This is a genomic window from Polaribacter sp. Q13, assembly GCF_016858305.2.
Taxonomy (GTDB): Bacteria; Bacteroidota; Bacteroidia; order Flavobacteriales; family Flavobacteriaceae; genus Polaribacter.
The window spans coordinates 36,015-53,616 of sequence record NZ_CP074436.1 but is presented as its reverse complement, the minus strand read 5'-3'; the positions used below and the strand labels follow the sequence as shown (position 1 = coordinate 53,616).

The window sequence follows — 17,602 nt, the reverse complement described above, 5'->3', positions numbered from 1 at the left end:
AACTTATTCTTGTTTTATTAGCTTATAATTTAACTCGCTTTCAATTTTATGACCATCAATATCTAACAATTCAATATAATTATCACCAATTGCATATTTAAAAGGACTCGTTTCCAACGCTAAAATCACTATTCCATTTTCAATAGAATAATTTCCTGTTTTTTTAAAAACATTTCCTTCCCCTTTACCTTTATACACACTTTCTAACACAAAAGTACTATCGGTATTCAAAGTCATTTTATTATCGATTCCAACACAATCTGCACAAGGAAATTCGCCTACATAAACTCCTGTAACATCTACCGGAGCATTATTTTTACATGCTAAAAAAAGAATACAAACTACGGCTACAACTTTTATAATATATTTCATTTAATCTACTATTTTAATCCTCTAGCTTCTAACATTGGTGCTGCTTCCGGGTCTCTACCTGCAAAGGTTTTATACATTTCTGCATAATCCATAGTATTTCCTTTTGATAAAACTTGATCACGGAATTTTTGTCCGTTTGCACGAGTTAACAATCCATTATATTTAAACCAATCGTACGCATCATGACTCAACATTTCTGTCCATAAATAAGAATAGTAACCTGCTGCGTAACCACCACTAAAAATGTGTGCAAAATAAGTTGAACGATATCTTGGTGGAATTTCATCAATATTTAATTTCATACTTTTTAAAGCTTCCTTTTCAAACTTAGCAACATCTTCAATATTCTCATTTGCAGAAATTGTATGCCATTTCATATCTAAACTAGAAGAACATAAGTTTTCTATCATAGAATATCCTTGATTAAAAGTACCAGCATCTTTAATTTTTTGCAATAATGCTGCCGGAATTACTTTTCCTGTTTTGTAATGTATGGCATAATTATTTAAAATTTCTGGATGCGTAGCCCAATTTTCATTAAACTGAGAAGGAAATTCTACAAAATCTCTTGCGGTACTTGTACCAGAAATTGATGCATATTTTTGATTCCCAAAAAATCCGTGTAATGCATGTCCAAATTCATGAAACATAGTTTCTACCTCATCAAAACTAATTAAAACTGGTTCTCCATCAGCTGGTTTTGGAGTATTACACACATTATAAATAACGGGTTTCTGATTGCGTAATTTAGATTGTTTTACAAAACTACTCATCCACGCACCACCACGTTTGCTATCTCTTGCAAAATAATCTCCAAAGAATAATCCTAATTTAGAACCATCCTCCTCAAACAATTCATACACCACAACATCTGGGTGATACGTTGGTATATCTGTACGTTTTTTAAAGGTAATTCCGTATAATTTTGTAGCAGCATAAAACACCCCTTTTTCTAAAACGTTGGTCATTTCAAAATAAGGTTTTACCTCGTCTTCATTTAAATTGTACTTAGATTTACGTACTTTTTCTGCATAAAGATTCCAATCGTATGGTGCTAGTTTAAAACCTTTTCCTTCCTTATTAATTTCGGCCTGAATTTCTTTTATTTCAGATGCTGCTTTATCTAATGAACCTGGAATTAAATTTTTAAACATCTTAAAAACTTTATCTGGTGTTGCAGCCATGGTGCCTTGTAAACTCCAACTTGCATAATTATCAAAACCTAAAATCTGTGCTTTTTTAGCTCTTAATTTCGTCATTTTTAAAACAAGATCACTTGTATCATATTCACCAGCATCTGCTCTATGAATAGATTTTTCGAACAACTCCTTTCTAACCTCTCTGTTTTCTAACGTTTGTAAAGAAGGTTGTTGCGTCGTATTAATTAACTGAATTTCATATTTCCCATCTTTTTCTAAAGAAGCTATTTTTTCATCAGAAAAACCTTTTAATTTCGATTTATCGGTAATTACAATTCCGCCTTTTTTACTAGCGTCTAATAATTTCTTCCCAAAATCGTTAGACAAACTAGCTATTTCTGAATTTATTTCTTTTAGTTGCTCCTTTTTTTCTTCGGATAAATTAGCACCCGCTTTAGAGAAGTTTTTAAAATATTCACCAACTAAATGTTTAGATTCTGCATCTAAATTAGCTTCAGAAAGGTTATCATAAACAGCTTTTACTTTTGCAAACAATTTTGTATTCAATAAAATATCATCGCTGTGCTTAGAAAATTTTGGTGCTAATTCTTTTTGATTTTCTTTAATAGTATCGTTTGTGTTAGCACCTGCCAATCCATAAAAAACAGCAGTTACATCATCTAATTTTTTGCTACTTTCTTCTAAAGCTAAAATGGTGTTTTCAAAAGTTGGAGCCGCTGTGTTCTCTGTAATTTTTGCAATTGCCTCGTTTTGTATTTTCATACCTTCTAAAATAGCCGGTAAAAAATGTTTCGCTTTAATTTTGGTAAAATCGGGCGTTCCGTATTCTAGTGTACTTTTTACTAATAAAGGATTTTTAGAAATATCCATGGTATTTTCTTTTTTAGCTTCTTTAGTGTTGCAAGATATCACCAACATTAAAGACGCTGCTATTGTTATATATTTTTTCATTTCTAATGATTTTTAAAAAGCTTTTAAACTCAAATCTAAATTAGACACAGAGTGTGTTAATGCACCAGAAGAAATATAATCTACACCACATTCTGCGTATTTTCTAATGGTATCTTCATTAATTCCGCCAGAAGATTCTGTTAGGCAAGTATCACCAATTAAAGCAACGGCTTTTTTAGTGTCTTCATAATTAAAGTTGTCAATTAGAATTCTGTAAACACCTTCGTTAGATAAAATTTCTTTAATTTCTTCTAAACTTCTAGCTTCCACAATAATTTTAATATCGATGTTCTTTTCTGCTAAATATTTTTTTGTTTTGGTAATTGCCGCTGTAATTCCACCCGCAAAATCTATATGATTGTCTTTAATCATCACCATGTCATATAATGCAAAACGGTGGTTTTCTCCCCCACCAATCTTAACAGCCCATTTTTCAATTGCTCTAATTCCCGGAGTTGTTTTTCTTGTATCTAAAACTTTGGTTTTTGTTCCTTTCAATAAGTTTGCAAAAAAAGCTGTTTTGGTAGCAATTGCACTCATTCTTTGCATGGCATTTAAAACCAAACGTTCTGCCATTAAAATAGATTGAGATTTTCCTGAAACATGAAAAACAATATCACCATATTTCACATCCTCTCCATCATTTATAAACGTTTCTACTTGTAAATCTTTATCAACATAGCTAAAAACTTGTTTTGCAAACTCTACTCCTGCTATAATTCCGTCTTCTTTTACCAACAATTTTGCCTTTCCTTGTGCATCCGCAGGAATACAAGAAAGTGAGGTGTGATCTCCATCACCAATATCTTCTCTTATGGCATTTTTTATAATTAAATCTAATTCGTTTTGAAATTGTTTTTTAGATATCATTGCATAATATTTTTATCAATTCAAAAATATAGTATTTTTGAGGAAATCTTGTATGAAAATGAAAAGAAAAATACTCTTTTTAACTTTACTCTTTAGCGTTTTTTATGGTTTTTCTCAATCTGTAAATTATATAGATGAAAAGATGAAGTCTATAGACTCTATAACTTACTATAAAAAATGTAATTCTGTTGTTTTAAAATGTTTAAACTTTAAAACAGATTCTTTAAATATTAATAAAGTGGTTTACAAATTTAAATTTGGAACTACAGATTCTATTGGTTACTCTCAAGTAAGAACTTTATTATTAAAAAACAGTAATCGAAAAATTCATAAAAATGCTTTTTTAATGATTAGTTACAGAGACACTCTTTTTAATACTAAAGCTATAAAAGAAAGTTTTATAAGACATACAAAAACACACAAAACATTAGAGCATAAAGATTTTAATTCTAAAAAATATCACTTTAGAAGACAAAAATGGGTTAATTCTCAAAAAAAATGTAGAGAGAAATTTAATAAATTAGGCGCAGAAACATTTTATGTTTTTAAATATGATTATGGCTACATGAAAGAATACAATGATATTAAATGGATAAAAGATAGAGGCCTTTTTAAAAATGCTTTTTTTAAAATTATTTATAGTGGTAATTTTTTAATTATAAAACCTGATGGAAAGTATTTTATTAGCGGAGGGCATTTACCCAATAATTTATTAAAAAAACTACTTAAAAATGAAGATTGGTCTAAACTAAAATTAGATTGGTTGGCAACCTACAATACTTTAAGTAAATCTGGTATAGGTGCTTTTAAAGAAAATTCTTATCATAAAAAACATTGTTTCTAATGAAAATTAAATTACTTGCCATTGGTAAAACTGACAACAAACAATTAATGTTGTTAATTGATGAATATCAAAAAAGGTTAAAACATTATATAAAGTTTGAGTTAGAAATAATTCCGGATATTAAAAATGTGAAGAATTTAAGCGAAATTCAACAAAAAGAAAAAGAAGGTGAATTGATTTTATCTAAACTACAAAACACAGATCAGTTAGTTTTGTTAGATGATAAAGGAAAACATTACAGTTCTATTGATTTTTCTGTCTATTTACAAAAGAAAATGAACGCCGGTATAAAACAACTAGTATTGGTTATTGGCGGGCCTTATGGTTTTTCTGATGCAGTTTATAAAAAATCAATCGGAAAAATATCATTATCTAAAATGACATTTTCGCATCAAATGATTCGTTTATTTATTGTAGAACAATTATACAGAGGTTTTACAATTCTTAAAAACGAACCGTATCATCATGAATAGTCACCTTGTTAATTTAGATCTTTTTATTTTTAATCTATTGAATGAAATTCAAACTTTATTTCGTTCATAATCAGAATATCTTGACACTTTGTTACTTTGATACTATTTTTAACTTTGCAACTTACTTAAACCTTAAAAACTTTGTAACTTTGTTTCTTACTTTTAAAACTTTGCTACTAAAAATATGAAATTAGTATTCGCTACAAATAACCTTAACAAACTGAGTGAAGTTCAGGAAATGTTACCAGACTCCATACAATTATTGAGTTTAAAAGATATTAACTGTTTTGATGAAATAGACGAAACAGAAACCACTTTAGAAGGAAACGCTAAATTAAAAGCGGATTATATTACCAAAAAATTTGGTTTTAATTGTTTTGCTGATGATACAGGTTTAGAAGTAGATAGTTTAGATGGAAAACCTGGAGTATATTCTGCTCGTTTTGCAGGTGAGCCTTCTAATTCTGAAAACAATATGCAAAAGTTGTTGGTAGATTTAAAACCTGCTAGCAATAGAAAAGCACAATTTAGAACCGTAGTTGCTTTAAACTTAAATGATGAAAATTTTCTTTTTGAAGGAATTTGCAAAGGTGAAATTTTAAAAGAAAAGCATGGAGAAAAAGGTTTTGGTTACGATCCTATTTTTAAACCAAACGGATTTAAAAAGTCTTTTGCAGAAATGACTTCTGAAGAAAAAAATAGCATTTCTCATAGGGGAATTGCCATTCAGAAATTAGTAAGATTTCTATCAAAATATAAATATTAAATTTACCTGATCAAACATTATTAAATCATTAAAAATTAATTTGATTATAAAAGCGTAATTTTAAGCCGCACTGAACCAGACATTCATTAATGGAAAACAAATCATATACAAGACACTTTATTTTTTTATCTGTATTACTGGTAGTCTTGTTTTTTTTGAACATCAGTTTTGGGTCTGTTTCCATTCCGTTTAAGGATATTTTTAATAGTCTTTTTGGCGGCACTATAGCCAAAGAAAGTTGGGAAACTATCATTATTAATTTTAGAATTCCGAAGGCAATAACAGCCGTTTTAGTTGGTTCTGGTTTGTCTATTTGCGGTTTGTTAATGCAAACTTTATTTAGAAATCCTCTAGCAGGCCCTTTTGTGTTGGGAATTTCTTCCGGTGCAAGTTTAGGCGTGGCTATTTTAATTTTAGGTTCTTCTGTTTTTGGAGGACTTTTTCTAACAAGTTCTGTTTCTAATTGGTCTTTACCCATTGCCGCAAGTTTGGGCGCTTTTTTAGTTTTATCAGCAGTAATAATTGCTGCAAACAGAGTAAGAAACACCATGTCTATTTTAATCATCGGATTGATGTTTGGTTCATTAACATCTGCAGTTATTAGTGTTTTGGCTTATTTTAGTGAAGCAGCCCAAATTCAGCAATACTTATTTTGGAGCTTTGGTAGTTTGGGTAATTTAACTTGGAATGAAATTGGTGTTTTTGCTATTATTTATTGCATCGGTATTTTAGGAACCATCACGGTTATTAAACCTCTAAACAGTTTTTTATTAGGTGAAAATTACGCCAAAAGTTTAGGAATTAATGTAAAGAGAAGTAGAAATATTATATTACTAATTACTAGTTTGTTAACAGGTGTTATCACTGCATTTTCCGGACCAATTGCCTTTGTAGGTTTAGCTGTTCCGCACATTGCAAGAATGTTATTTTCTAGTTCTAATCATAAAATATTATTACCTGCAGTTGCTATTATTGGTGCAATTGTCTTGCTAATTTGTGATGCTATTGCACAAATGCCAACAAGCGAATTTACACTACCAATAAATGCAATTACCTCTTTATTTGGTGCACCAATAGTTATTTGGTTACTAATTAGAAAAAAGAGATTGTTTGTTTAATTAAGTGGCAAAGTTAAAAATAGCCACAAAGTTACAGCGTTAAAAAGCTGTAAGCAAACAAGCTGAACTTTGTAAATCTGCCACCCTGAAACTTTGAAACTTTGAAACTAAAAAATATACATATCATCCTTAAAACTGAAAATCTATCCATAGGTTATCAGCAAAAAAAGAACTCCAAAATTATTGCTTCCAACATCAATTTAGAAATTGAAAAAGGAAAATTAGTAACGGTTTTAGGTAAAAACGGAATCGGAAAATCTACTTTATTAAGAACTCTTTCTAAAGTTCAGAAGCCTATTTCTGGAGCTGTATTTATTCATCAGAAAAACTTAGAAAACCTTAGCGAAAAAGAACTTTCTACACAATTAAGCTTGGTATTGACAGAACGATTGCCTGAGAGCCAACTAACCGTTTACGAGTTAATTGCATTGGGCAGACAACCCTACACCAATTGGATTGATAAACTTTCTGACAAAGACAAAGAAAAAGTAGATACAGCATTACGACAAACAGAAATTGAACATTTAAAAAACAATCGTTTTTACGAATTAAGCGATGGTCAATTACAAAGGGTTCTTATAGCTAGAGCGTTAGCGCAAGACACCGAAATTATTATTTTAGATGAACCAACGGCACATTTAGACATGCATCATACCATTAAAATATTTTCATTGTTAAAAAAGTTAGTTGCAGACACCAATAAAACCGTTATTATATCATCTCACGAAATTAATTTATCTATTCAGTTGGCAGATGAAGTAATGCTTTTAACAGAAAACACCGTTCATTTTGGCACTCCAAAAGAATTAATTAATAATAATGCTTTTGATACTTTATTTCCTAAAGAACTTGTTAACTTTAACAAAACCTTACAACAATTTGTAATTAACAAAAGTTAAGTTTGATGTTTATTTTACTCATATATCCGTAATTTGTAATACTTGTAAAAAAAGTAAACATCAGTACAAAAATAGTTTTAGCATTTTGAAAAATTTCCCTGTAGATTTTACAAATTAACGCAGTATAAAAAAGTTCTATAATTAGGTCATTTACAGCGTTATGTTGCTTTACGGACAATCAAATCATTTTATTATAATATTACATCTTACAAACTTTATTCAACCTAATTTATGAAAAACATCCTTTACACATTTGGTCTTTTCTTTTTTATAGCATGTAGCTCTAGTCAAAATACTTCTAAAGAAGATGTAAACACTGATTATGCTGCTAAATATGCAGCAACAATTACAGCAGAAGACTTAAAAACCAATTTATACATTTTTGCTTCAGATGAGTTTGAAGGTAGAAATACGGGAGAACCTGGACAGAAAAAAGCAATTGAATTTTTAAAAAACTTTTATGTTGCTAAAGGAATCTCTTCTGGTTTAGGAGGTGATAATTATTACCAAAAAGTGCCTGCTGATTGGATTAATAAAAATACACGTCGTGGTAAATACAAAGATTCCGAAAATGTTTTAGCGTTTATAAAAGGAACCGAAAAGCCCGATGAAATAGTTGTAATTTCTGCACATTTAGACCATGAAGGCATAAAAAATGGACAAATTTACAATGGAGCCGATGATGATGGTTCTGGTTCCATGGCTATTTTAGAAATTGCAAAAGCGTTTCAAACAGCAGTAAAAGCAGGTAAAGGACCTAAAAGATCTATTTTGTTTTTACATGTTACAGGTGAAGAAAAAGGATTATTAGGTTCTAAATACTATACAGAAAACCCAATATTTCCGCTAGCAAATACTGTTTGTGATTTAAATATTGATATGATTGGTAGAGTTGATGATTTACACAAAACAGATTCTAATTATGTATATTTAATTGGTGCAGATAAATTGAGTACTGAGCTTCATCAAATTTCTGAAAATGCAAATACAAAATATACCAACATTAATTTAGATTACACCTATAATGATGAAAATGACCCAAATCGTTTTTATTACAGATCTGATCATTACAACTTTGCAAAACATAATATACCTGTTATTTTTTATTTTAACGGTACACATGAAGATTACCACAAACCCACTGATACACCAGATAAAATTGAATACGATTTGTTAGCAAAAAGAACTCGTTTGGTTTTTTATACAGCTTGGGAAGTTGCTAATAGAAATACAAGGTTGGTTGTTGATAAAGCAACAAAAGAATAAATTTTATTAAAGATAAAACGATAAGAACCTCTAAGTGGTTACCTTTAAAAAAATCTACATAAAAAAATGAGCACTAAAATAGATTTAAAAGAAGCTATTTCCATTGGAATTGGAGGAATGGTTGGTGGTGGAATTTTCGCAGTACTAGGATTGGCAGTCGCCTTGGCAAAAGGAGGCACTCCCATTTCTTTTTTAATTGCAGGTTTTATTGCTTTGATAACTTCTTATAGCTACGTAAAATTATCTCTAAAATATCCAGACAGAGGTGGAACTGTTAAGTTTATAAACCAAGGTTTTGGAGTTGGCGTTTTTAGTGGAGGAATAAATAATTTACTTTGGGCAAGTTATATTATTATGTTAGCTTTATACGCTTCTGCTTTTGGTTCTTATGCCCCAAATTTATTTGAATTAACTAGTAACAAAGTTATAGACACGCATGTTTATGCTTCTGCAATTGTAATTATTGCTACTGCAATTAATTATTATAGTATTTCTGTTGTTGGAAAAATAGAAGCGTATGCTGTTATTATAAAGTTGATAATCTTATTATCTTTTGTGGGTTTTGGTGTTTATGGATTGTTTGGAAACACACATTTAGAACAATTATCACCAGCTTATTGGGAATCTCCTTTTAAACTAGTTACTGCAGGAATGGTAATTTTTGTAGCCTACGAAGGTTTTGAATTGATTGCCAATGCTGCTCCTGATATAGAAAACCCAAAAGTAAATATTCCACGAGCTTATTATTGGTCCGTTCTTTTTGTAATCTTTCTATATATAATTATTGCTGCAATTACCGTTGGCTCGTTAGATTTTAATGTAATTGCAACCGCACAAGATTATGTTTTAGCAGAAGCGGCAAAACCCATGTTAGGTAAACCTGGATTTACAATTATTACTATTGCAGCACTAATTTCTACTTTTTCTGCAATAAATGCTTCACTTTATGGAGGAAGCGAAGTAAATTATGAAATTGCAGAAGATGATGAACTTCCTAAAGAATTTACACACAAATTATGGAACCAACCAATTGGCTTATTTATAACAGCAATTGCCACATTAGTATTAGTAAATACCTTAAAATTAGAAAGCATTTCAACTGCTGGTAGTGTTGGTTTTCTATTTATTTTTGCCGTTGTAAACTATAGTGGTTTTAAATTATCTGAAGAAACAGGAAGTAAAAAGAGTATTCCTCTTTTAGGCGCTATCTTATGTTTTACAGCAATGATAGCCCTACTTATTCAACAATATTCCGTTAATAAATTTGATGTATTTATTGCTTTAGGAATTATTGCTTTCTGTTTTTTATTGGAAATTTTTTATAAAAAAAATGAATAAAAAACATTGGGTAAAGCTAAAATCAACAAATAGTTATATCCGTTGCATAGGATAAAATAAATTTGAAATTTATTAGAAATTAAGTCTCAGAAAAAGTTATTCCATCGCTTTTTTAAAATCAACTAAAAGCTTTTGTACTTTTTTATTATCATACACAATTGGGTACAATTCTTTTAAAACGATATTATAATCGTAATCTATTTTTAAAGCTGCTATTAGATGATCAAATCCGTATTTTTCTTTATTCAGAATAAAAAACAACCCTGACAATCTATACGCAATTTCAGCTGCATTTTTATACACTTTTTGCGCTTTAATTAAAGTATTAAGAGCATCATTAAATTCGCCTAAAAAAGATAATACATCTGCTAAACCTATAAATATTTCTAAGGAATCATCATTTAAATCTAAACATTTTTCGAAACCAGTCACAGCTTCTTCATAAAAATTAAGTTTAAGATTAATTTCTGCATATTGTCTCCAATACAAAGAATTATCTTCTTCTATTTTTAACGCTTTAGAGATGTAATATGCTGCTTTTTGATAGTTTTCTTCTAGATAATATAAATTGGTTAATAACATCCAACCTTTATCTAATAAAGGATCTTCGTGAACCGCCTTTTTATAAAAAGAAATCGCTTTATCAAAATTTAGTAATTTTTCATGACACTCTCCTACTCTTAGGTACACAAAAGCTGTTGCGTCATCTAATTCTAAAGTAATTAGATAATTATCTATAGCTTCTTTATAACTCCCTAATTGTTCTAATGTTTTTGCTTTTTCTAAATAACCTCCAATAAAAGACTCATCAATTATAACAGCATAATCAAAAGCATTTAATGCTTCTTTATATTTTTCTAAAATAAAATATTGTCTTCCTAATTGATGCCACGCAACTTCGCAATATGGATTAATATCTACATAAGCATTTAAATAGGTAATTGCAGCAGCATGTTCTTGCTCCATATCAAAACAATACACCACATTATACAGCGCAGAATAATCTTCAAAATCTACATGCACACATTTTATAAAGGTTAAACGTGCATTTTTAAAGTCGTCTAAATACAAATATTCCATTCCTAAAAGAGACCACACATCTACCTTATCATCTGTAAATGTTAAGGCTTTTTTTAATAATTCTATGGCTTCTTTATGATTTCCTTGCTTAGAACTAATGGTTGCTTTTTGTATAAAAACTTCATCATTATTAGGCTCTAAGCGCTCAATAATTTTCAACAACATAGAAGCTTTATCTAATTCATCCTCAAAAACATAAATCTCTACTTGCAGTAATTTTAAATCTACGGAAGCAGGATGTTGTTGCAGCCCAAGTTTTACTGCTTTTTTAGCCAAAGCATGTTTACCTGCGTCTAAATAATGCACAATTATTTCTTCGAACTCTACCAAATCAAAAAAATAAACTGCGTTGGTTTTTAGCATCGATTCAAACTTTAAGAGAGACATAACTATGAGATTTGAATTAGTTTATTAAAGGTACTACAACTCCTAAGATTCAAAGTATTTAGGTTTTTTTGTTTTCAACAATTTAATTAACATCAAAATCAACTAAAAATCACTTAAAAAAACAAGACTTCTACGTACTTAAAACTACTATTAAATAGTTCTTTTCTTATAAATCTATTGTAAAAATTACAATTCGAGTCTCATTTTATTTTGCACATACATTAATTTACATTAATTTTGATTTTCAATAACTATCAAGCTAAATTGATAGCTTTCTTTATGAGCAAAAAAAACTTACTTAACTCAAAGGATATTGAAATAATTTTACATCGATTGGCTTGTCAGTTAATCGAAAATCATAACGATTTTTCTAATACCGTATTAATAGGTTTACAACCAAGAGGTAGTTTTTTAGCTAATAGATTAGCCGATTTATTAAAAACAACTTATAACGTTAAAGACTTACAATTAGGACTATTAGATATTACCTTTTACAGAGACGATTTTAGAAGAAGAGATGCTCCTTTAGCAGCTACAGCAACTGAAATGGACTTTATTATTGAAGGTAAAAATGTAGTAATTATTGACGATGTCTTGTATTCTGGTAGAAGTGTTAGAGCTGCATTAACTGCAATGCAAGCCTATGGAAGACCAGATAACATTGAATTATTAGTATTAATAGACAGACGTTTTAGTAGGCATTTACCAATACAACCAAATTATAGAGGTAGACAAGTAGACGCTATTAACCTCGAAAAAGTGTTGGTTACTTGGAAAGAAACGCATAAAAAAGACGCAGTTTACATAGAATCAAAATAATTATGTCAGAATTAAGTGTAGAACATTTATTAGGAATAAAGTATCTAAAAGAAACTGATATTGATCTTATTTTTAGAACTGCAGATCATTTTAAAGAGGTAATTAACAGACCTATAAAAAAAGTACCTTCTCTTAGAGATATTACCATTGCTAACTTGTTTTTTGAAAACAGTACGCGTACCAAACTAAGTTTCGAATTGGCAGAAAAACGACTTTCTGCAGATGTAATTAATTTTTCTGCAGGGCAATCTTCTGTAAAAAAAGGAGAAACTCTCATTGATACCGTAAACAATATTTTAGCAATGAAAGTAGATATTGTTGTAATGAGACATGCAAGTGTTGGTGCCGGTGTTTTTCTATCTAGACATGTAGATGCTAAAATAGTAAACGCAGGTGACGGAACGCATGAACACCCAACACAGGCTTTATTGGATTCTTATTCTATTCGAGAAAAATTAGGAAGCGTAAAAGGTAAAAAAATTGTAATTGTTGGTGATATTTTACACTCTAGAGTAGCACTATCTAACATCTTTGCATTACAATTACAAGGTGCAGAAGTAAGAGTTTGTGGCCCAACAACGTTAATTCCTAAATACATTTCTAGTTTAGGAGTAAAAGTAGAAACCAATCTAAAAAAAGCTCTAGAATGGTGCGATGTTGCCAATGTTTTACGTGTTCAAAACGAAAGAATGGATATTAAATATTTTCCTTCTACGAGAGAATACACCCAACTTTTTGGAATTAATCAAGAAATTTTAGACAACCTTGGCAAGAAAATTGTGATTATGCACCCAGGACCTATAAACCGTGGTGTAGAAATTACAAGTGATGTTGCCGACTCTGATCAATCTATTATATTAAACCAAGTAGAAAACGGAGTTGCCGTAAGAATGGCCGTTATTTATTTATTAGCACAACAAGTTAAGAGATGAATCTAAACGAAGTTTAAGATCGCTGTACTAAATCTGTAATAATGAAAATAGACAAAAAAGACACCTATACACTTATTTTAAGTGATGAAAAATCATTTACCGAATTTTACAATTCTTTCTTAATTGAAGAAGAAAAAAGGAGTAAAGAACATATTATCATACAAATTTCAGACAACATTAACGCTTCAATAAAAGATTTTTCACTATTTTTGAGAATAGCAGCTCAAAAAAAGGAAAATGGCACATCATTTGTAATAGTAAATTCTAGTATTAATATAGACGATTTTCCAGAAAACTTTAACATTACTCCTACTTTGCAAGAAGCAATAGATGTAATAGAAATGGAAGCTATGGAAAGGGAACTAGGATTTTAAACAAAAAGCAAATGGTAAAAAAACTACTTTTTATATTATTTTTAAGTTGTACTTCTATAGTTTTTTCTCAGGAAAACTCTATTGATGGTTTATCTGCTGCTCCAAATCCTTTTACAAATACTACCAAAATTAGTTTTTCATCAGACTCAAAATCGACTATTTATTTTACCGTCAAAAATGTATTAGGAAAAACTGTTTTCAGAAAAAGTATTCAAACAAAACCGGGTAAAAACAATATTCCTTTTTATAAAAACGATTTGCCTAATGGTATGTATATTTATAGCATACAAGACAAAAAGAAAACCATATCTAAACGACTTGTTATTAGATGAGCATAACCCTAACCATATTAGGTTGTCATTCTGCAACACCTAGAATAAACGCTTTTCCTACTTCACAGTATTTGGAAATTAACAATAGCCATTTTTTAATTGATTGTGGTGAAGGTACTCAGCGTCAGATGAGAAAATATAAAGTTGGTTTTTCTAAAATCAATCATATTTTTATAACACATTTACATGGTGATCATTTTTATGGATTGGTTGGATTATTAGCTACTTTCGGAATTTTAAATAGAGAAAAAGAACTCCATATTTATGGCCCAAAAGGCATAAAAGAAGTTACTTTATTACAATTAAAAATTTCTCAATCTCACGCAAAATATAAAATGATTTTTCATGAGTTAACTTCTAAAGAAAGTGAACTTATTTTTGAAGACGATAAGGTTTCCGTACGCACTATTCCTTTAACTCATAGAGTGTATACAAACGGATATTTGTTTACAGAAAAAGAGAAATCTAGAAAGCTAAACATGTTAAATATTAGTGGATATCCAGAAATTGATAAAGCCGATTATTTAAATATTAAAGCAGGTAGAGATGTAGTTTTGCCTTCTGGAGAAGTTGTTTCTAATTTAGAATTAACAATTCCGCCAGAAAAACCTTTAAGTTTTGCTTTTTGTAGCGATACGTGTTACAAACCAGATATTGTTCCTCTTATAAAAGAAGTCGATTTATTATACCATGAAGCTACCTTTTTAGCAGACAGAGAAGACTTGGCAAAAAAGACAAAACACGCTACAACAAAACAAGCTGCTGAAATTGCAAAACAAGCAAACGCTAAGCAATTAATAATAGGTCATTATTCTGGCAGATATAAAGACATTAACGTTTTTAAAGAGGAAGCACAAGAAATATTTAAAAACACTTACTTAGCTGAACCTGGAAAAGTGTTTAAAGTATAACTAATAATTTATTATTTCGAACAGTTAAAATAAATTCAATATACAACGAAACGTTAAACACCTGCCCAAAAGTAGAAATAGAAGAACTTATAAAAAAGTTAATTGAACTTGATTTTTACTATCCTTACTTCACTAACTTCTTCTGTATTACAAATACAGCTCATTAAAATTTTGAATATCTAAGTAAAAACTTTACAGCACGTACTGATTTCTCTTGAGAAAAAATGAAAGAAGGAGGTGTAAATTATTTCTGGACTTTGTATCACCCGAAAGACATACAGCTTTGGCTAATAAGTTTATTAAATTTTGCCATTAATAATTTACTTTTTAATATTGATCTATACTTAACATTACTAATGTACAAGCAACTTCTACCTCTATAGAATTCTTCTCTAAAAGTTTTACAAACTCCTCATTCTCAGATCCAGGATTAAAAATTACTCTTCTAGGTTTTAATCCAATTATATAATCATAGTACGCTTCTTGATTTTTTGGGTTTAGGTACAAAGTAACCGTATCTATATTTTTATACTCTTTTTTTTCAGTATCAATTACAACCCCTAATACAGTTCCTTTTCTTATTCCTAAAGCAGCAACAGGTATTTCTTTATCTACGAGCCTTTTAATAGCAATATTAGAATATTTATTAGGATTTGTTGAAGCGCCAAGAACTAATGTTACATTTTTCATTCCGTTAATTTACGTTAAACAAATTTAAAATCATAACAAATATAAACAATGAGATTTCTATAAACCATTCCATACTAAAAAAAAATAAAATTTAGCTTCACTATTTTAAGTTTTAAGCTCACTTATACAAAAACATCAACTTTAACAAAAGGTAAAAACCAACATAAAGTTGATAATTTTTTTTAGTTATTAATCTATAAATATAATTACCTTTATATAACACCAACTTATACTTTTTATAGAGCATTACAAACTAAATTATTATGAAAATAGCTGTTTTTAGTACAAAGTCTTACGATAAAGAATCATTAGAAAAACACAACATTAAAGGAGCCCTTTCTTTTACCTATTTTGAAGAGTCTTTAAATAAGAAAACAACCAATTTAGCATTAGGATTTAATGCTGTTTGTGTTTTTGTAAATGATAAATTAGATAGTGAAACTATAAAAAAACTTGCAAAAAATGGAATTAAGCTAATTGCTTTGCGTTGTGCAGGCTTTAATAATATAGATTTAGAAACAGCTGCAGAAAATAAGATTACAGTTGTTAGAGTTCCCGCATATTCTCCAGAAGCAGTTGCAGAACAAGCAGTTGCTTTAATTATGACATTAAATAGAAAAACCCATAAGGCATATAACAGAATTAGAGAAGGTAATTTCTCCTTAGAAAAACTGATAGGTTTTAATCTACATAACAAAACCGTTGGTGTAATTGGTACAGGTAGAATTGGTGAAGCATTTTCAAAGATAATGCAAGGTTTTGGTTGTAAAGTAGTTGCTTATGATCTTTATGAAAACAAAGAATTGATAAAAATAGGTGTTGATTATTTACCCTTTGATGAATTGATAAAAACATCTGATATTATTTCTTTACATTGCCCACTTACACCAGAAACGCATCACCTAATGAATAAAAAAACGTTTTCAAAAATGAAAAAAGGTGTGATGCTTATTAACACCAGTAGAGGTGCGTTAATTGATAGCGCTGATGCTATTACCGCTTTAAAAAGTCATAAAATAGGGTATTTAGGTATAGATGTATACGAACAAGAAGAGAAACTATTCTATAAAGATTTGTCTGAAGATATTATTCATGATGATTTAATATTAAGACTAATAAGTTTCCCAAATGTATTAATCACAGCTCACCAAGGTTTTTTAACCAAAGAAGCATTAGAACAAATAGCCAAAATAACTATAGAGAATATTTCTAATTTTGAAAAAAATATAAAAACAGAGAATGAAGTATTAATTGCCCAATAAAAGCATTGTAAAACAACAATACATCACATTCTAAACACTATTTTATTTTATGAGTTTATTATAAAAACACGCTCATATCAAAATAAAAAAAGTCTATTTCATTTTAAATAAATAATCATTTTAGTATATTTCTAAGATGTATCAATCTATAACAAATCACATCAACAATCATATTACACCAACAACCATTGATTTAGAATTTTTTAATGCGCTTTTAACTGAAACTTCTATACCAAAAGGTCAGTTTTTATTATTACCAAGAGCCATTGTAAACCAAGAATATTTTGTTGTTAAAGGTTGTTTAAAGGCTTATTATTCTGATGATAAAGGCCATAGACACATCATTCAGTTTGCAGTAGAAAATTGGTGGATAGGAGATTTTGATGCTTTTTACAATCAAATACCTTCCATACTACACATAGAAGCAATTGAAGACTCTAAATTATTATCTATTAGCTATAATAATCTTCAAAAGATTTATGATGAAGCTCCTGTTTTTGAACGTTATTTTAGAATTTTAACCACCAAGGCTGTCATCGCGCAGCGAAAAAGAATTTTATCTACATTAGAAAAAAACACACAAGAGCGTTACTTAGAGTTTTGTTCTTCTTATCCAAACATAGAAAATAGAGTCCCTAATTACGACATTGCAAATTATTTAGGTGTTTCTCCAGAAAACTTAAGCCGGGTTAGAAGACAACCTAAAAGTTAAATCTTTCTTAATTAATATAGATCAATAATATTAGCCTACAAGTCTT

At 29.4% G+C, this 17,602-nt stretch carries 19 protein-coding genes; 14 read left to right on the top strand and 5 right to left on the bottom strand.

What is annotated here, in order from left to right; translation table 11 throughout:
- Nucleotides 1-3: 3 nt before the first annotated feature.
- The 3 genes from JOP69_RS00270 to nadC are packed head-to-tail and all read right to left on the bottom strand — an operon-like array spanning nucleotide 4 to nucleotide 3,353.
- A complete protein-coding gene (locus tag JOP69_RS00270) occupies nucleotides 4-372 on the bottom strand; it encodes a copper resistance protein NlpE (protein ID WP_203395048.1) in 369 nt (122 codons plus the stop codon).
- An 8-nt stretch (nucleotides 373-380) separates the two neighbouring features.
- A complete protein-coding gene (locus JOP69_RS00265) occupies nucleotides 381-2,483 on the bottom strand; it encodes a M3 family metallopeptidase (RefSeq protein ID WP_203395047.1) in 2,103 nt (700 codons plus the stop codon).
- Between the two features lie 12 nt (nucleotides 2,484-2,495).
- Nucleotides 2,496-3,353: a carboxylating nicotinate-nucleotide diphosphorylase gene (gene nadC / locus JOP69_RS00260; protein WP_203395046.1), complete on the bottom strand. Its 858-nt coding sequence runs from the start codon at nucleotides 3,351-3,353 to the stop codon at nucleotides 2,496-2,498.
- Between the two features lie 58 nt (nucleotides 3,354-3,411).
- On the opposite strand from nadC, the gene JOP69_RS00255 reads away from it, so the two are divergent.
- From JOP69_RS00255 to JOP69_RS00225, 7 genes are all read left to right on the top strand, one after another.
- Nucleotides 3,412-4,197 (top strand): hypothetical protein, encoded by a 786-nt coding sequence (locus JOP69_RS00255; RefSeq protein WP_203395045.1) that lies wholly within the window; start codon nucleotides 3,412-3,414, stop codon nucleotides 4,195-4,197.
- Complete coding sequence (rlmH, locus tag JOP69_RS00250; RefSeq protein WP_203395044.1) at nucleotides 4,197-4,670, top strand: 23S rRNA (pseudouridine(1915)-N(3))-methyltransferase RlmH; 474 nt, start codon at nucleotides 4,197-4,199, stop codon at nucleotides 4,668-4,670. Before JOP69_RS00255 ends, rlmH begins: the two co-directional genes overlap by 1 nt.
- Before the next feature lie 184 nt (nucleotides 4,671-4,854).
- Complete coding sequence (locus JOP69_RS00245) at nucleotides 4,855-5,436, top strand: non-canonical purine NTP diphosphatase (protein ID WP_203395043.1); 582 nt, start codon at nucleotides 4,855-4,857, stop codon at nucleotides 5,434-5,436.
- 89 nt (nucleotides 5,437-5,525) lie between these two features.
- Nucleotides 5,526-6,554 carry an iron ABC transporter permease gene (locus tag JOP69_RS00240; RefSeq protein ID WP_203395042.1) on the top strand — a complete coding sequence of 343 codons (1,029 nt, stop codon included), beginning with the start codon at nucleotides 5,526-5,528 and terminating at the stop codon, nucleotides 6,552-6,554.
- 101 nt (nucleotides 6,555-6,655) lie between these two features.
- A complete protein-coding gene (locus JOP69_RS00235) occupies nucleotides 6,656-7,453 on the top strand; it encodes an ABC transporter ATP-binding protein (protein ID WP_203395041.1) in 798 nt (265 codons plus the stop codon).
- A gap of 231 nt (nucleotides 7,454-7,684) precedes the next feature.
- The gene (locus JOP69_RS00230; protein ID WP_203395040.1) at nucleotides 7,685-8,719 is read left to right on the top strand and encodes a M28 family metallopeptidase; all 1,035 of its coding nucleotides are present in this window, start codon (nucleotides 7,685-7,687) and stop codon (nucleotides 8,717-8,719) included.
- Between the two features lie 66 nt (nucleotides 8,720-8,785).
- Entirely contained in the window at nucleotides 8,786-10,057 is a 1,272-nt protein-coding gene (locus JOP69_RS00225) for an APC family permease (protein WP_203395039.1), read from the top strand.
- Between the two features lie 96 nt (nucleotides 10,058-10,153).
- Here JOP69_RS00225 and JOP69_RS00220 read toward each other — a convergent pair whose 3' ends face one another.
- Complete coding sequence (locus JOP69_RS00220) at nucleotides 10,154-11,524, bottom strand: lipopolysaccharide assembly protein LapB (protein ID WP_203395038.1); 1,371 nt, start codon at nucleotides 11,522-11,524, stop codon at nucleotides 10,154-10,156.
- A gap of 279 nt (nucleotides 11,525-11,803) precedes the next feature.
- On the opposite strand from JOP69_RS00220, the gene pyrR reads away from it, so the two are divergent.
- Genes pyrR through JOP69_RS00195 form a run of 5 tightly spaced genes read left to right on the top strand, consistent with a single transcriptional unit; the run spans nucleotide 11,804 to nucleotide 14,892 of the window.
- Complete coding sequence (gene pyrR / locus JOP69_RS00215) at nucleotides 11,804-12,343, top strand: bifunctional pyr operon transcriptional regulator/uracil phosphoribosyltransferase PyrR (RefSeq protein WP_203395037.1); 540 nt, start codon at nucleotides 11,804-11,806, stop codon at nucleotides 12,341-12,343.
- A 2-nt stretch (nucleotides 12,344-12,345) separates the two neighbouring features.
- Nucleotides 12,346-13,275, top strand: coding sequence for an aspartate carbamoyltransferase catalytic subunit (locus tag JOP69_RS00210; RefSeq protein WP_203395036.1), 930 nt, complete (start codon nucleotides 12,346-12,348; stop codon nucleotides 13,273-13,275).
- Nucleotides 13,276-13,316: 41 nt separating this feature from the next.
- On the top strand, nucleotides 13,317-13,649 hold the full coding sequence (locus JOP69_RS00205; protein WP_203395035.1) for a hypothetical protein: 333 nt from the start codon (nucleotides 13,317-13,319) through the stop codon (nucleotides 13,647-13,649).
- Nucleotides 13,650-13,660: 11 nt separating this feature from the next.
- Complete coding sequence (locus tag JOP69_RS00200) at nucleotides 13,661-13,981, top strand: T9SS type A sorting domain-containing protein (RefSeq protein ID WP_203395034.1); 321 nt, start codon at nucleotides 13,661-13,663, stop codon at nucleotides 13,979-13,981.
- Entirely contained in the window at nucleotides 13,978-14,892 is a 915-nt protein-coding gene (locus JOP69_RS00195; protein WP_203395033.1) for a ribonuclease Z, read from the top strand. Before JOP69_RS00200 ends, JOP69_RS00195 begins: the two co-directional genes overlap by 4 nt.
- 327 nt (nucleotides 14,893-15,219) lie before the next feature.
- On the opposite strand, the gene JOP69_RS00190 is transcribed toward JOP69_RS00195, so the two are convergent.
- Nucleotides 15,220-15,582: a CoA-binding protein gene (locus JOP69_RS00190; RefSeq protein WP_203395032.1), complete on the bottom strand. Its 363-nt coding sequence runs from the start codon at nucleotides 15,580-15,582 to the stop codon at nucleotides 15,220-15,222.
- A gap of 263 nt (nucleotides 15,583-15,845) precedes the next feature.
- On the opposite strand from JOP69_RS00190, the gene JOP69_RS00185 reads away from it, so the two are divergent.
- Together JOP69_RS00185 and JOP69_RS00180 are read left to right on the top strand one after the other, a co-directional pair.
- Nucleotides 15,846-16,844, top strand: a complete 999-nt coding sequence (locus JOP69_RS00185; protein WP_203395031.1) for a 2-hydroxyacid dehydrogenase — start codon at nucleotides 15,846-15,848, stop codon at nucleotides 16,842-16,844.
- Between the two features lie 136 nt (nucleotides 16,845-16,980).
- A complete protein-coding gene (locus JOP69_RS00180) occupies nucleotides 16,981-17,556 on the top strand; it encodes a Crp/Fnr family transcriptional regulator (protein WP_203395030.1) in 576 nt (191 codons plus the stop codon).
- The last annotated feature ends 46 nt before the right edge of the window (nucleotides 17,557-17,602 follow it).

What these genes read in the sequence shown, in the direction of transcription:
- nadC (WP_203395046.1), bottom strand. Translation starts at nt 3,353, where the DNA reads ATGATATCTAAAAAACAATTTCAAAACGAATTAGATTTAATTATAAAA.
- JOP69_RS00230 (WP_203395040.1), top strand. Translation starts at nt 7,685, where the DNA reads ATGAAAAACATCCTTTACACATTTGGTCTTTTCTTTTTTATAGCATGT.
- pyrR (WP_203395037.1), top strand. Translation starts at nt 11,804, where the DNA reads ATGAGCAAAAAAAACTTACTTAACTCAAAGGATATTGAAATAATTTTA.
- JOP69_RS00220 (WP_203395038.1), bottom strand. Translation starts at nt 11,524, where the DNA reads ATGTCTCTCTTAAAGTTTGAATCGATGCTAAAAACCAACGCAGTTTAT.
- JOP69_RS00210 (WP_203395036.1), top strand. Translation starts at nt 12,346, where the DNA reads ATGTCAGAATTAAGTGTAGAACATTTATTAGGAATAAAGTATCTAAAA.
- JOP69_RS00200 (WP_203395034.1), top strand. Translation starts at nt 13,661, where the DNA reads ATGGTAAAAAAACTACTTTTTATATTATTTTTAAGTTGTACTTCTATA.
- JOP69_RS00270 (WP_203395048.1), bottom strand. Translation starts at nt 372, where the DNA reads ATGAAATATATTATAAAAGTTGTAGCCGTAGTTTGTATTCTTTTTTTA.
- JOP69_RS00265 (WP_203395047.1), bottom strand. Translation starts at nt 2,483, where the DNA reads ATGAAAAAATATATAACAATAGCAGCGTCTTTAATGTTGGTGATATCT.
- JOP69_RS00180 (WP_203395030.1), top strand. Translation starts at nt 16,981, where the DNA reads ATGTATCAATCTATAACAAATCACATCAACAATCATATTACACCAACA.
- JOP69_RS00195 (WP_203395033.1), top strand. Translation starts at nt 13,978, where the DNA reads ATGAGCATAACCCTAACCATATTAGGTTGTCATTCTGCAACACCTAGA.
- JOP69_RS00190 (WP_203395032.1), bottom strand. Translation starts at nt 15,582, where the DNA reads ATGAAAAATGTAACATTAGTTCTTGGCGCTTCAACAAATCCTAATAAA.
- JOP69_RS00185 (WP_203395031.1), top strand. Translation starts at nt 15,846, where the DNA reads ATGAAAATAGCTGTTTTTAGTACAAAGTCTTACGATAAAGAATCATTA.
- JOP69_RS00225 (WP_203395039.1), top strand. Translation starts at nt 8,786, where the DNA reads ATGAGCACTAAAATAGATTTAAAAGAAGCTATTTCCATTGGAATTGGA.
- rlmH (WP_203395044.1), top strand. Translation starts at nt 4,197, where the DNA reads ATGAAAATTAAATTACTTGCCATTGGTAAAACTGACAACAAACAATTA.
- JOP69_RS00240 (WP_203395042.1), top strand. Translation starts at nt 5,526, where the DNA reads ATGGAAAACAAATCATATACAAGACACTTTATTTTTTTATCTGTATTA.
- JOP69_RS00245 (WP_203395043.1), top strand. Translation starts at nt 4,855, where the DNA reads ATGAAATTAGTATTCGCTACAAATAACCTTAACAAACTGAGTGAAGTT.
- JOP69_RS00205 (WP_203395035.1), top strand. Translation starts at nt 13,317, where the DNA reads ATGAAAATAGACAAAAAAGACACCTATACACTTATTTTAAGTGATGAA.
- JOP69_RS00255 (WP_203395045.1), top strand. Translation starts at nt 3,412, where the DNA reads ATGAAAAGAAAAATACTCTTTTTAACTTTACTCTTTAGCGTTTTTTAT.